The organism is Pantoea sp. Z09 (assembly GCF_022394795.1).
Taxonomy (GTDB): Bacteria; Pseudomonadota; Gammaproteobacteria; order Enterobacterales; family Enterobacteriaceae; genus Pantoea; species Pantoea latae.
This window is the reverse complement of the sequence record NZ_CP092373.1, coordinates 1,872,958-1,886,114: the sequence shown is the minus strand read 5'-3', so window position 1 is coordinate 1,886,114 and position 13,157 is coordinate 1,872,958. Positions and strand designations below refer to the sequence as shown.

General features: G+C 60.4%; 13 protein-coding genes. 4 read left to right on the top strand and 9 right to left on the bottom strand.

All coding sequences use genetic code 11. From position 1 onward, the window contains the following. Positions 1-24: 24 nt before the first annotated feature. A complete protein-coding gene (locus tag MC269_RS09015) occupies positions 25-213 on the bottom strand; it encodes a YnbE family lipoprotein (protein WP_081141311.1) in 189 nt (62 codons plus the stop codon). Further along, positions 210-2,822, bottom strand: coding sequence for a YdbH family protein (locus MC269_RS09010; protein WP_239954972.1), 2,613 nt, complete (start codon positions 2,820-2,822; stop codon positions 210-212). Before MC269_RS09010 ends, MC269_RS09015 begins: the two co-directional genes overlap by 4 nt. Before the next feature lie 143 nt (positions 2,823-2,965). Between MC269_RS09010 and MC269_RS09005 the strand changes: the two genes are divergently transcribed. Beyond that, on the top strand, positions 2,966-3,958 hold the full coding sequence (locus MC269_RS09005) for a 2-hydroxyacid dehydrogenase (protein ID WP_239954971.1): 993 nt from the start codon (positions 2,966-2,968) through the stop codon (positions 3,956-3,958). Between the two features lies 1 nt (position 3,959). Here the strand turns inward: MC269_RS09005 and MC269_RS09000 are convergent, their stop codons facing one another. The 3 genes from MC269_RS09000 to MC269_RS08990 form a co-directional block, all read right to left on the bottom strand. Further along, on the bottom strand, positions 3,960-4,232 hold the full coding sequence (locus MC269_RS09000; protein WP_081141319.1) for a DUF333 domain-containing protein: 273 nt from the start codon (positions 4,230-4,232) through the stop codon (positions 3,960-3,962). 417 nt (positions 4,233-4,649) lie between these two features. Then, positions 4,650-6,776 (bottom strand): Fe(2+) transporter permease subunit FeoB, encoded by a 2,127-nt coding sequence (gene feoB, locus MC269_RS08995; protein ID WP_239954970.1) that lies wholly within the window; start codon positions 6,774-6,776, stop codon positions 4,650-4,652. Further along, on the bottom strand, positions 6,773-7,015 hold the full coding sequence (locus MC269_RS08990) for a FeoA domain-containing protein (RefSeq protein WP_239954969.1): 243 nt from the start codon (positions 7,013-7,015) through the stop codon (positions 6,773-6,775). The genes feoB and MC269_RS08990 overlap by 4 nt, the downstream gene beginning before the upstream one ends. Positions 7,016-7,215: 200 nt before the next feature. Here MC269_RS08990 and MC269_RS08985 point away from each other — a divergent pair, with 200 nt between their 5' ends. Beyond that, positions 7,216-7,386, top strand: a complete 171-nt coding sequence (locus MC269_RS08985; RefSeq protein ID WP_239954968.1) for a hypothetical protein — start codon at positions 7,216-7,218, stop codon at positions 7,384-7,386. 7 nt (positions 7,387-7,393) lie between these two features. On the opposite strand, the gene MC269_RS08980 is transcribed toward MC269_RS08985, so the two are convergent. After that, on the bottom strand, positions 7,394-8,350 hold the full coding sequence (locus MC269_RS08980) for a sensor domain-containing diguanylate cyclase (protein WP_239954967.1): 957 nt from the start codon (positions 8,348-8,350) through the stop codon (positions 7,394-7,396). A 100-nt stretch (positions 8,351-8,450) separates the two neighbouring features. Continuing rightward, positions 8,451-8,747, bottom strand: coding sequence for a hypothetical protein (locus MC269_RS08975; protein ID WP_239954966.1), 297 nt, complete (start codon positions 8,745-8,747; stop codon positions 8,451-8,453). Positions 8,748-8,950: 203 nt separating this feature from the next. Here MC269_RS08975 and MC269_RS08970 point away from each other — a divergent pair, with 203 nt between their 5' ends. After that, complete coding sequence (locus tag MC269_RS08970; RefSeq protein WP_081141323.1) at positions 8,951-9,490, top strand: DUF2058 domain-containing protein; 540 nt, start codon at positions 8,951-8,953, stop codon at positions 9,488-9,490. A gap of 17 nt (positions 9,491-9,507) precedes the next feature. Here the strand turns inward: MC269_RS08970 and MC269_RS08965 are convergent, their stop codons facing one another. Both MC269_RS08965 and MC269_RS08960 read right to left on the bottom strand, forming a co-directional pair. Continuing rightward, a complete protein-coding gene (locus MC269_RS08965) occupies positions 9,508-10,206 on the bottom strand; it encodes an RluA family pseudouridine synthase (protein ID WP_239954965.1) in 699 nt (232 codons plus the stop codon). A gap of 154 nt (positions 10,207-10,360) precedes the next feature. After that, positions 10,361-11,680: an MFS transporter gene (locus MC269_RS08960; protein ID WP_239954963.1), complete on the bottom strand. Its 1,320-nt coding sequence runs from the start codon at positions 11,678-11,680 to the stop codon at positions 10,361-10,363. Positions 11,681-12,090: 410 nt separating this feature from the next. Here MC269_RS08960 and MC269_RS08955 point away from each other — a divergent pair, with 410 nt between their 5' ends. Next, positions 12,091-12,981 carry an oxidoreductase gene (locus tag MC269_RS08955; RefSeq protein ID WP_239954962.1) on the top strand — a complete coding sequence of 297 codons (891 nt, stop codon included), beginning with the start codon at positions 12,091-12,093 and terminating at the stop codon, positions 12,979-12,981. Positions 12,982-13,157 lie beyond the last annotated feature (176 nt).

Below are 13,157 nucleotides of genomic sequence, written 5' to 3'. Positions count from 1 at the left end.
GCAGCCGCTGCGTGATGGCGCGCCTCAAAAGAGATCGCTCTGATTTTTCAGCAGCGCCTCCACGTCTTTGTCCACTTTAATATGGATTTCATGTTCGATCTTCACGTTCATATTGATGGTAATCGGCTCTTTCGGCGCCGCCACCTCGATGCGCGGCACGCAGCCCATCAGCGGCAGCCCGGCTGCCAGCACCAGTAACGCCCTCAGGCTCATGGTTGTTGATCCCTTTTGGTCGGCAGAGTGGCGTTCTGTTCCACCCAGGATTGCAAATTATCGCCAAAGCGCAGGCTGCGCCAGAGTTGAAACAGATTCTGCTGATGGCGGTAGTTCAGGTTTACGGTTTGTTCGCGGTTGCTGAAGCGGCTGACGCCCTGCACCTGCGCCTGCATCGTCAGGTTGCCGAGATTGTCGAGATCGAGCGTCGCCCACGAGCGCGAGATCGCCATATAGCGCAGCCAGTCCATCGCCGCGCCCGCCGCGACGTTGCCCGCGGTGATGGCGTCAGCCATATCTTTGTCCATCCGAAAGGTCAGCCCACCACTGTTGGCGATCCAGCCGTTGTGCACCAGCCAGTGCGGATTGTTGACCCATAGCGGCAGCTCGCCGTTGATGTTGCCGGACATGGCGAACTGCTTCGGCTTCAGCGCGGTAACCAGCTTGCTCAGGCTAATATCACGCAGGCTCAGGATCGCAGCGTCGTGCTGCGGCAGGCGCAGCGCGGGCAGCGTGACCTGGCCGCCCAGCAGATCGAGGCTGACATCCTGCAGGGTTAAAGGGTGATCCTCGCGCCACGGATAGTAGCCCTGCAAATCGGCGCGGATATTCTGCATCGCGAACTGATTGGTGACCTCGCCGATGCGCAGCGAAACCGGGCCGCGCACGCCGAACTGCCACTGCTGATCTTTCAGACGGAACGGCAGCGAAAAGTCGACGCCGTTGATCTGGTTATCCGGCGTCCAGAGGCTACCCTGTTTCACTGTCCAGTGGCCACCGGCGCTAAAGCCCTCCTGCGCGGCGGCGGAAAACGCCACCTGCGCGCGCAGCTCGCCCGCGCGGATTTTCATCTTCAGATCCGGCTTCAGCAGCGGCTGAAACACCGTCAGAGACTGGGTCGGCCACCAGGCTTCGCCGCGCAGACGCGCGCCATCCCAGCGTCCGTGCACGCGCAGCGGCCCAATCGCCTGCGCCTGCAGCTGACCGCGCCAGATAAAGTGGCTGGGATCCTGGCCTTTCGCCTCAAAGCGCAGCGAGGAGGCGGGCAGCCGGCCGCCGAAATCGAACAGCGTCTCGCCCGCATCGATGCGGAAGCCGCCGTTAAAGGCGGGCGCCTGCAGATCGCGCTGCCAGTTTACCGGCGCGCTCAGCGTCAGGCGCGGCCGCAACACCTGCGCCATGCCGTACTGCATCTGATTAAAACCGGCATCAAGGCTGTCGAGATGGATAAGGGTGTCGCGCCAGCCGCCCGTGCCTTTCAGCGTCCAAGCGGCGTTGAGCGGCAGCATCTCGCCCGCGCCCCAGTAGCGCCACGTCCACTCGCCTTTATCCGGCCAGAAGTTGGCGGCGCGGCCGTCGAGATGCAGCTGGAACTGACCAAAGCTGGGGTCGTGCGCCTTCAGGATCGCCTGCAGCCGACCATCAACGCCCTGCGAGGCGAGGCGCACGCCCGCCAGCGGCCAGCGCGCCTCGTCCACCTCCAGCGTCGAGAGCAGACGGCCGCGCAGGCGCAGCAGCGCGCCAGGCTGAAATTTCAGCTGCGGATCGAGCAGCGGCCCGCTGAGATTGCCGGGCAGCGCGGCATAAAGCTGCATCGCCGCCAGCTTGCTCTCACCGGTCAGCCGCAGCGGCAGCGCGCTATCGGTCATGCTCAGCTTGCCCGGTCCAATACTTAACACCGCGTTGCCCTTGCCGCCGCGCCCCTGCGTCAGCACGTTGAGCCGCCCGGTAATCTGCGTCTCCTCCAGGCCCTGCTGCCAGTTATCGAGTTTGAGGTCAAGAAAGCCGGAGAGCGTCTGGTCGCCGGTCGGCCAGCGGTAGCGTCCCTGAACAATGCGGATCTGCTGCGGATCCGCCTGCCACGGCAGCGACAGCAGCGGCTGGCCGTCGCCGCGGGTGTAAAGTTCGAGTTTTCCCTGCTGCTGTTGCCAGTCGAGCGTCAGACGCAGCGGCTCGCCGGCGTATTGCAGGTCACCCTCCAGCGTGCCGCTCACCGGCAGGCCATTGGCGAATTCTGGCAGATCGAACGCGCCGTGGAGGGTAACCGGCTGCGGCAGCGCGTTGTGGCGCAGCGTCAACTGCTCGACCTCCAGGTGTTGTCCCTGCAGGCGGGCGTCGACAGAGAGGTTGTCGCCGCGATAGCGCAGCGTCTGCTGCTCGGGAGTCAGGCTGAGATCGAAGCGGCCGGCGTACTGCTGCCAGGGCGCAATCGCGAGGGTATCGAGCTGAATATCGGCGCCGGGCAACAGCTGCTGCCACGCCGCCAGGCTTTTCGGCGCGCCAGCCTGCTCGCCCGCCGGCAGCTGCTGCAGGCAGTCGCTGTCGAGCGTCACCTGATGGGCGTTTAGCCGCCAGCGCCGGTGATGCCAGCCGAGCGAAGCCTGCTCAACGCTCGCCAGCACGCACTCGCCCGCCAGATAGCGCACCGCAGGGAACCACAGCGCCCCGTCGCGCCAGCGCGGCGAGCCGTCCAGCACGATGCGCGTCTGCGCCGGCAGCCAGATGCCAGCCAGGCGCGGCAGCCATTGCGTCAGGGAGAGCATCAGCCCCAACACCAGCAGCGTCAGCGCCAGCAGTGCGGCGAGTAGTCGGCGGAGGCTCCGCGGCATGGCAGCAATTTTCCTTTTCCTTACAGGATCCTGACAGTGATGATGGCACGTAATCGGCCAGAGTTGAAGGCGCGCAGCCAGCGGCAGCAAAATTGGCAATAAAACGTTATGCTGTGTGGATACCCGAATGCAGGAGCGTAACGATGAAAATCGCGGTTTATAGCACGAAACACTATGACCAGAAGTATCTCGATCACGTCAACGAAGGCTACGGTTTCGAACTGGTCTACTTCGACTTTTTACTGACGGAAGCGACGGCAAAGAACGCCGTCGACTGCGACGCCGTCTGCATTTTCGTTAACGATGACGGCAGCCGACCGGTACTGGAAGAGCTGGCGGCGCTGGGGGTGAAGTATATCGCGCTGCGCTGCGCCGGATTTAATAACGTCGACCTTGCGGCGGCGGCCGAGCTGGGCCTGAAGGTGGTGCGCGTGCCCGCCTATTCGCCGGAAGCGGTGGCAGAGCATGCGGTCGGGCTAATGATGACGCTGAACCGCCGCATCCATCGCGCTTATCAGCGCACGCGCGACGCCAACTTTTCCCTCGACGGCCTCACCGGCTTCAATATGCACGGTAAAACCGCGGGCGTGGTCGGCACCGGCAAGATCGGCGTGGCGACGATGCGCATTCTTAAGGGCTTCGGCATGCGCCTGCTGGCGTTCGATCCCTGGCCGAGCGCGCAGGCGCTGGAGCTGGGCGCGGAATATGTCGATCTCAAGACGCTGTTCGCCGAGTCAGACGTGATTACCCTGCACTGCCCGCTGACGCCGGAGAATCATCACCTGCTCAACGCCTCGGCCTTTAGCCAGATGAAAGATGGCGTGATGATCATTAACACCAGCCGCGGCGGGCTGATTGATTCTCAGGCGGCGATTGATGCGTTAAAACAGCAGAAGATCGGCTCGCTCGGCATGGATGTCTACGAGAATGAGCGCGATCTCTTCTTTGAAGATAAGTCTAACGACGTGATTCAGGACGACGTGTTTCGTCGCCTGTCAGCCTGCCACAACGTGCTCTTTACCGGCCATCAGGCGTTTCTCACCGCTGAGGCGCTAACGGCGATCTCCGAAACGACGCTGTCGAATCTCAACCAGCTCGAGCACGGCGAAGCCTGCCCGAATCAGCTGTCGGTCTAAATTAACGGGCGCAGCGGCCGCCGATTAACGCCTGCTCGTCGCAGCGGCGTCCGTTTGCCAGCTGGCACATGCCGACGCGCGTGCCGTCCAGCTGGTGAGAAAAGGCCAGCGTGCCGCCTGCGCCAGCGCAGTTGCTTTCCGCCAGGGAGGACATCACCACGTGCGGCTGGATATGGGCGGCGGTGGCTTGTTGCGGCGGTTCATTATCGCCGTGGCTGCTGCATGCGCTCAGCAGCAGCGCCGCGCCGGCCAGCAAAAAGGAGGCTGCTTTCATCAGTCGGACTCCGAAGGTGTCAGGGTTAGAGGCCGGTCAAGCATAAGACAGGCGTCGCAGCCGGTCGATAGGCGACACAGCTTTTTACAAAATTTTCTCTGCTGCTTTGCAAGCAGAATTATCCTGTTTCATGCCCCGAGGCTGTTCAGCAGCCGCCTTATTCAGGCGCAAAGGCAGAAAGCGATGAAACATGTGACGTTGTCACCTTGAGCAAATCCACAACGCCCTGTTCAGTAACGCTTTGATCTAACGCAAATAACGCCCCCTTGCTGGCAGTCGCCGTTGAGGCGCGGTTAAGCAACGCCGCGCTATGGTGATGGCTGAGGCGGTGCCTCACAACAACAAGTACGGCTGTTGATTCACTTAACCGGCTACTGCGGTAACGCTCCACGACAGGAGCGTTTTTTTATGTGTTTGTTAATGACCGCATCCTTTGCATCCGGCGCAGCCTGCTGCGCTTGCTGCCCGCACGCCGGGCTGCAGGCGGCTGCGCATGCGCCGCAGCAGCGCGACGGCAGCGGCCGCCGCCAGCGCGATAGCCAGCAGACAGCTCAGGCTAAAGCCGGGATGCTGCATAAAGGTGCCGAGCTGATACACCAGGGTGGCGGTGGCGTAGGCCACGGCTGTTCCCCAGATCAGGGCGAACCACATCCAGTTCCGTCCCGCCTCTTTCGCCAGCGCGCCCAGAACTGACACGCACGGCACGTAAAGCAGCACGAAAACCAGATAGCTGTAAGCCGCCAGCGGGCTGCCGAACATGCTCTGCATGACCCCTAACGCATCCTGACTCATCTCACCGTCGCCTTTGCTGGCTTCAACCGGATTAAACAGCGCCTGCGGCGTGAAGGCGTCCTTGAGGTTTTGCCAGGTCTCCTCCAGCGCAGAGAGCATCACCGTCGACAGGCTTTGCGTCGCTGCCTCGTCGCCTGGGTTCTGCGGCTCCGCCAGATAGAGCGCGTTAAGCGTGCCAACCACGCTCTCTTTTGCCATCGCGCCGGTCACCAGGCCAACCGTCGCCTGCCAGTTGTCGGCGCGGATCCCCATCGGCGCGAACAGCGGCGTCACGTAGCGGCTGGCCGATGCCAGCACTGAATCGTCGACACGCCGGGCGACATCGCCCTGCGCCGTCAGGCCAGAGAGCAGGCTGATCGCCACGCAGGCCACGACAATCACCGCCCCGGCGCGAACAACGAAAGCGTGCAGGCGGAACCAGGTTTGCAGCAGCAGGCTGCGCATCACCGGCACATGCCACAGCGGCAGCTCCATAATCGCCTGCGACGAGGCGCCGCTCAGCAAGGTCTGCTTCAGCACCAGACCAGTGACTACCGCCACCGCGATACCCAGCAGATAGAGCGAAAAAGTGAGTGCCGCGCCAGCGCTGCCAAAAAACGCCGTGGCGAACAGCGCGAATATCGCCAGCCGCGCGCCGCAGGACATAAAAGGCGCCATCAGCATCGTCAGTATCCTTTCGCGCTCCGTCTCCAGCGTGCGCGCGCCCATCACCGCCGGCACGTTACAGCCGAAGCCGACGATCAGCGGCACAAAGGATTTGCCCGGCAGCCCGAGCCAGCGCATCAGGCGATCGACCACAAAGGCGGCGCGCGCCATATAGCCCGACTCCTCCAGCACCGTCAAAAAGAAGAACATCAGCGCCAGCTGCGGCACCAGCGGCAGCACGGTGGTGATCCCACCGCCGATCCCCTGCGCCAGAAACGACGTGAGCCAATCGGGAAAATGGAGCGAGGCGCAGAGGCGCGCCGTGCCGTCGATAAACAGCGCGGTGGAGCCATGCTCAAACAGCGGCTGCAGCGCGCCGCCGATATTAATAGAGAGGTAAAACATCAGATACATCACCGCTAAAAACAGGGGAAAGCCGAGCCAGCGGTTGAGAAAAAGCGCGTCCAGCCGGCGCGTCAGTCGATGCGCCTGGTTCGGCTCTCGCTGGCAGGCGGCCTGACAAATCGTCTCTATACGCGCCAGGCGATCCTGCTGGCTGACCTCTGCCCGGTTTAGCCGCAGCGCCGCCGGCGCGTCGGCTGCCACCCGATCGATGGCCGCCAGCAGCTGCGGCACCCCTTCCGCGGTCGATGCTGACATCAGCACCACGGGACAGCCCAGCTGCGCCGCCAGCGTCTCCGCCTCGACTTTCACGCCGCACGCGCTGGCGACGTCAGCCATATTGAGCACCACGATCATCGGCAGATTAAGCTCGCGCAGTTGCAGCGTCAGCCACAGGCCTTTCTCCAGGCTGGAGGCGTCAACTACGTTGATCAACAGGTCCGCCTGGCCGCTCATTACATAGCTGCAGGTGACGCGCTCGTCGGCGGAGAGTCCATCTTCCGCGTGCACCCTCTCCAGCGAGTAAATGCCCGGCAGATCGATCAAGGTTACCGATGAGCGCGGCGTGGCGAACGCGCCCTGCTTGCGCTCAACGGTGACGCCCGGCCAGTTGCCGGTGCGCTGACGCAGGCCCGTCAGCACATTAAACAAGGTGGTTTTGCCGGCGTTTGGGTTGCCGGTGAGGACGGCGTTGAGGCTTTTCATACGCTCGCCTCCTCCGTCACGGCCGCCAGTTGCAGCAGCGCCAGGTCAGCTTTGCGCAGCGCATAGCTGGTGTGACGCACGCGCACCTCTACCGGATCGCCCAGCGGGGCCAGCCTGACGATTTCGATCAGCGCGCCCGGCACCAGGCCCAGCGAGAAAAGTTTTCGGCTAAAGGTTCGCGATACGTCGTCCCGGAACCCTTCAATGCGCCATTTGCTCCCAGGTGTTATCAGCATCATCTCATCTCCGCTATTTCTGTGGCGCCACTATGCAATTGCGAACAATTATCGTTATTGATTTAGATCGCGTTAGGGGCGAGAGCGGCGGGCAAAAATGGGCGGGTTGAGTCAAGGTTGAGGAAGGGAGCCGGGGCGGTTAGCGCGCGGTTGAGGTTGGGAAGATGACAATAGGCGCGACTGTTTTAACGGGAGACCTTTTCATGCTGAAACCTTTCGCGCTCGTGTTCTGCCTGCTGCTCTCTGGCTGCGCCGTGCCGCACCATCCCCAGGCGAAAAACAGCAACCCGCCGCCGGAGTGCGCGTCGCACGGCGATGAAATCGACTGCACCTGGCGCGAGGTGCCTGATAGCCCGGCAGACCAGCCAGGCTAAGGTGCGGCTAGGTTTTTTTTCTGCGCTTTTCCGAATACATCACGCTATCGCTCTCTTTGATCATCTCCAGCAGTGAGGAGAAGTCGCCGTCATCGCTGTTGATCACGCCATAGGAGTAGTTGATGTTATAGGGCTTGCCGGAGCGCTGGTTCCAGCCGTTCAGGCTGTCGCGCAGCCTGGTTTGAAACGCCGCCGCATCGTTGCCGCTGGCAAGCAGCACGGCAAACTCGTCGCCGCCCAGCCGTCCAGTAATATCTTTCGCGCCCGTCAGCTGACGCAGCTGCGCAGCGAACACCTTCAGCACCTCGTCCCCTTCAGCGTGCCCCCACATATCGTTGATCGGCTTGAACTTATCCAGGTCAAAATAGAGGATGCTGAAGGGTTTATTCTGCTGCTGATACTCTTTGAAACGTTTTTCTCCGCTGCGGTAAAAGCCGCGTCGGTTAGGAATAGCGGTCAGGCTGTCGGTCATCGCCATGTTGATGACCTGAAACTCATCTTCCACGATAAAGGCCAGATCTTTCAGGGTGGCGATATCTTCCGGCGTAAAGTCGCGCGGTTCGCTGTTCACCAGGCATAAGGTTCCCACCACCGCGCCATCCGGCAGATGAACCGGATAGCCGACGTAAAAACGAATATAGGGTTCGCCCGTTACCAGTGGGTTATCGTGAAAGCGTTCATCCTGACGCGCGTCGCTGACGATCAGCGGCCCTTGCTGCAGGATGGCGTGGGCGCAGAAGGAGATATCGCGCGACATTTCGCGCCCGCTGAGCCCCTGGCAGGCCAGCGCCCACTGGCGGTCGCGATCCAGCAGATTAATCACCGCGATCGGCACCTGAAACAGTTTCTGGCCGATGCGCGTCAGTCTTTCGAAGCGCTCTTCATCCCTGACATCGAGCAGGTCAATCATATACAGCGACTTCAGTCGCTCCTCTTCATTTTCCGGGATGCCGGGAAACTTCATGTTTACCTCATTAGCGGGCCAGACAGACGTATTGTGGCAAAAGAATTATGCCTGCAAACCGCCGAGCAGAGATAATAAAAACCCGCTTTCGCGGGTTTGATCAGGCTTCATGATCGTTACGCCACGCCTCAACCTGCTGTTTAGAGATCTCTTTTTTGTAGCACACCGGCGCATAGCCCCCCTGCTTGCTCCACGCGCTGCGCCGCCCACAGCTGCTGCCATTGCGCGCTGAGTTAAACGGGCAGGCGCAAACGCCTGGATATGAGGCGACTGAGTCATCGATAATGCGCTGGCGGATTTGGTCATCTGTCTGCTGCGGCGTTTTGGCGTCTGACGCGTCGAACCAGAGCAGACTGATGCCCATAACCAGTGAAACGGCAATAGTATGTCTGTCCATTATCCCTCCTGAGGTAAGAGGGATAACGTAACGCTGTTGGGCAGACGGCAATCGCGCGAAAAAACAGCGATTAATGCGTATTTAACCTGCGCCTGGCCTGGCGCCCTCTCTCAGTCAGCTCTGCTCAGCCGGAAGCAACCCGCTACAGCAGCGTGAATTAGCGGTATACTGCTGCAAATTTTTCAACGGGCTTAGACAGAGAGATGACAAAACTTACCTTACAAGAGCAGATGCTAAAAGCGGGCCTGGTCACCAGCAAGAAACTGGATAAGGTGCAGCGAACGGCGAAAAAATCGCGCGTACAGGCGCGAGAAGCGCGGCAGGCGGTGGAAGAAAATAAAAAAGCGCAGCTCGAACGCGACAAGCAGCTCAATGAGCAGCAGAAGCTGGCGGTGTTATCGAAAGAGTATAAGGCTCAGGTCAAGCAGCTGATTGAGATGAACCGGATCGACATCGCCAGAGGCAATATCGGTTTTAACTTTACCGACAATAACCTGATTAAAAAAATTATGGTGGATAAGACCACGCAGGCGCAGCTGATCAGCGGTCGCCTCGCTATTGCACGCCTCGCGGCGGAAAACGGCGGCGAGAGTCAGTACGCGATCATTCCCGCCAGCGTGGCGGATAAAATTGCCCAGCGCGACGCAGACTCCATTGTGTTGAACAGCGCCCTGAGCGAAGAAGCGCAGGACGAAGACGATCCCTACGCCGACTTCAAAGTGCCCGACGATCTGATGTGGTAAGGCGGATTACCGCCGCTTTAAAACGGGCTGGCGTGACGGATGGCGACGCGCTCTGCACTGACGGGATGCACAAACTGCAGCTCGCTGGCGTGCAGCATCAGCCGCGGCGCCTGTTCCGTGCCGGGCAGCAGACGACCGCCATACAGATCGCAGCCTAAAATCGGATGCCCCAGCAGCTGACAATGAATGCGCAGCTGATGGGTGCGTCCGGTCTCCGGGGTCAGCGCGACCCGCGTTAACGGCAGCATTGGCCCCGCTTCCTGCGCCTGATAAAAACGCTCAACCACACGATAGCGAGAACGTGCCGGTTTGCCATGCTGCGCGCAGATCGTCATGCGCGGAAACAGCATGGGATCTTTGGCAATGGCCGCCTCGATCATCCCTTCATCCGCCTCCAGATGCCCGCAGAGCAGCGCGCTGTAGCCTTTGGTGACGCTGCGCTGACTAAACTGCTGGCACAGCGCGGCGTTAATCGCCTTATTGCGGGCAATCACCATCAGCCCGGAGGTGCCGAAATCGAGGCGATGCACCAGCGTGCAGCCGGGGAAAAGGCGCGCCAGCCGATAATGCACCGAATCGAGATTAAGCGGATTTTTCCCCGACAGGCTAAGCAGCCCGGCGGGTTTATTGATCACCAGCAGATGGTCGTCCTGATAGAGCGTCTCTATCTGTTCAGAGCACGACGGAGCAATAAAAGTATCAATAAGCGTAGACATCGGGCTGCCGGGTAGAAAGAGAGCGCGGAGTGTAGCGGATTTTACCCACGCTGGCGAACCCGTCGACTGGCGGTTATCTGCCGCAGCGATAACCGCCATGCCTTTTCGCGGCTGCCGTCAGCCGAACGCCGCACCCTTCACCGAGGCGATTGCGCTACAGGTTTTGCGCCTGGCCCTCTACCACCGCCGCACGCTTTATCCGGCTGGCGCAGAAGATCGCCAGCAGCGAAATCGCGACGGTGACCAGCAGATAGGCGGCGACCGGCGTCCAGTCACCGTCATATTTCGCCAGCAGCCCGGTGGCGATCAGCGGCGCCGTGCCCCCCGCCAGCGCCGCGCCCAGCTGATAGCCCAGCGTGATGCCGGTATAGCGCACATTAGCGCTAAAAATCTCCGAGCAGAGCGTGCCGAGCACGGCGGTAATCGGCGCCCAGAGAATGCCGAAGGCGATCACCGTTGCCAGCATAATGCCCCATGTCGTGCCGGTGTTGAGCAGTAAAAACCAGGGCACGATAAACAGGCCAAGCGCAAAGACGCTGACCGCGTACATGCGCTGACGACCGATCTTGTCGGAGAGTAATCCCATCAGCGGGATCATCAGGGTAGCGACCAGCGCCGCCAGCGTCACCGCCTCCAGCGCCTGCGACTTTTGATAGCGCAGCGTCGTGGTGGCATAGCTCACAACAAAGGTAGAGAAAATATAGAACGGCGCGGTTTCCACCACCTTCAGCCCGGCGGCGATCAGCACCTCGCGCCAGTGGTGTGTTAACGTGTCGCGCAGCGGCGTTTTCGCCAGCTGCCCCGCCTGCTTAACCTGTTTAAACTCCGGCGTTTCGTCAATATCTTTACGGATCCACAGCCCCAGCAGCACCAGCACCGAACTCAGCAGAAAAGGAATACGCCAGCCCCACGCGAGAAACGCCTCATCGCTGAGCAGCGTCATCAGCGAGACGATAAAGGTCGCCATCAGCATGCCGATAGTGACGCCCGCCTGCGGGATGCTGCCGAAAAAGCCTTTGCGCTTTTCGGGCGCATATTCATAGGCCAGCAGCAGCGCGCCGCCCCACTCTCCGCCAATGCCGATCCCCTGGATCACGCGCATTAAAATCAGCAAAACAGGCGCCCACATGCCAATCATCTGATAAGTGGGCAACAGGCCGATCAGCACCGTCGCGCCGCCCATTAGCGACAGCGTCAGCACCAGGGTTTTCTTGCGCCCGATGCGGTCGCCGATATGGGCGAAGATCACGCCGCCGATGGGACGAATGAAAAATGTCAGCGAGAAAGAGAGATAGGCGAGGATCAGCCCGATAACCGGATCGACCATTGGGAAAAAGAGTTTATTGAATACCAGTGCAGCGGCGGTGCCATAGAGAAAATAGTCGAACCATTCAATCGCGCTTCCCGTCAGACTCGCGATCAACACCTTCCTGTTTTTACGTAACACCGCCATGCTGCTTTCCTGTTGCGTCATAACCTTTGACCTCCTCAGCTGATTAATTACGCGGGTTTCACCCACTCGGAACCGGGTGCAACCTTAATGTTAAAAAGGTTGTTTATTTGTAAATGAACTTATTTGAGGACGTTACAAATAACAAGGCTGCGATGCCGCCAACTGGTCAGATCACGCTCAATTTATCGGCACAAAACCCTCCTCATCAGCCAGTTAATGGCGAAAAACAGGGTCTAATCCCTTTTCTGTGGCGGGTTATTCAGGTGCAACCCGGCGTTTTTTGGATGTTTCTGGTTATTTCACTTTCATGACGAGGCCATCGTATCCGCTCCCGATTTTCTGCACTCGCGCATAGCCTGTCTTTTACCCGGCAATCCACTTATCGTGTCAGGAGCTTTGTTCCCTGAATAATCCACCCAGGAGATCGCATCATGTCAGACTATCCCAGCATTGCGCTGCTTGGCCCAGGCGCTATCGGTACTACCATCGCGGCCGCGCTGCATGAAGCGGGCCGCACGCCGCGCCTGTGCGGACGCAGCGCGCATGCGCAGCTGATTCTGCGTCACGATGAAGGTGAAATTGTGGTGCCGGGCCCGGTGTTAACCGACCCGACGGCGATCGCGCATCCGGTCGATCTGCTGTTTGTTGCGGTGAAAACGACGCAGGTGGCGGATAGCGCCGGCTGGCTCGCCAGGCTGTGCGATGAAAATACGCTGATGTGCGCGTTACAAAACGGCGTTGAGCAGCAAGCCCAGCTGACGCCCTACGTTAATGGTGCCACGGTGCTGCCTTCGGTGGTGTGGTTTCCGGCCCAGCGTGAGCCAGACGCCTCTGTCTGGCTACGGGCCAGCCCGCGCCTGACGCTGCCCGATCTGCCGCAGGCGGCGCGCGTGGTTGAGGCGCTGAGCGGCACGCGCTGCGCGGTGGCGTTATCAGCCGATTTTACCTCTATCGCCTGGCGCAAACTGCTGCAAAACGCGGTCGCGGGGCTAATGGTGCTGGCGAATCGCCGCGCCGGCATCTTCTCACGCGACGATATCACCACGCTGGCGCTGGCCTACCTGCGCGAGTGCCTGAGCGTCGCGCGCGCAGCGGGCGCGCTGCTTGAAGATAAGGTGGCGCAGGAGATTGTTGAGGCTTTTCATCAGGCGCCGGCGGATCTGGGCACCTCTATCCTCGCCGATCGCCAGGCTAACCGGCCCCTAGAGTGGGAGATCCGCAATGGCGTCATACAGCGTTATGGCCGCGACTATGGTATCGCAACGCCCATTAGCGATGTGGTGGTGCCGCTGCTGGCGGCGGGAAGCGAAGGGCCTGGCTGACGCCCTCCGGCAGGAATTTCTTTCTTAAACATCTCTCTGCGCTACGTACGGCGAATGCCGCCGCCTGAAAGGCGATTTTGTGATCCACATTGTAGTACAACTATTATTTATCGTACTACAATGGCACTGCACTGCATCAGTTTACCTCTGACGTTGTACTTCAAAAACGAGGTAAA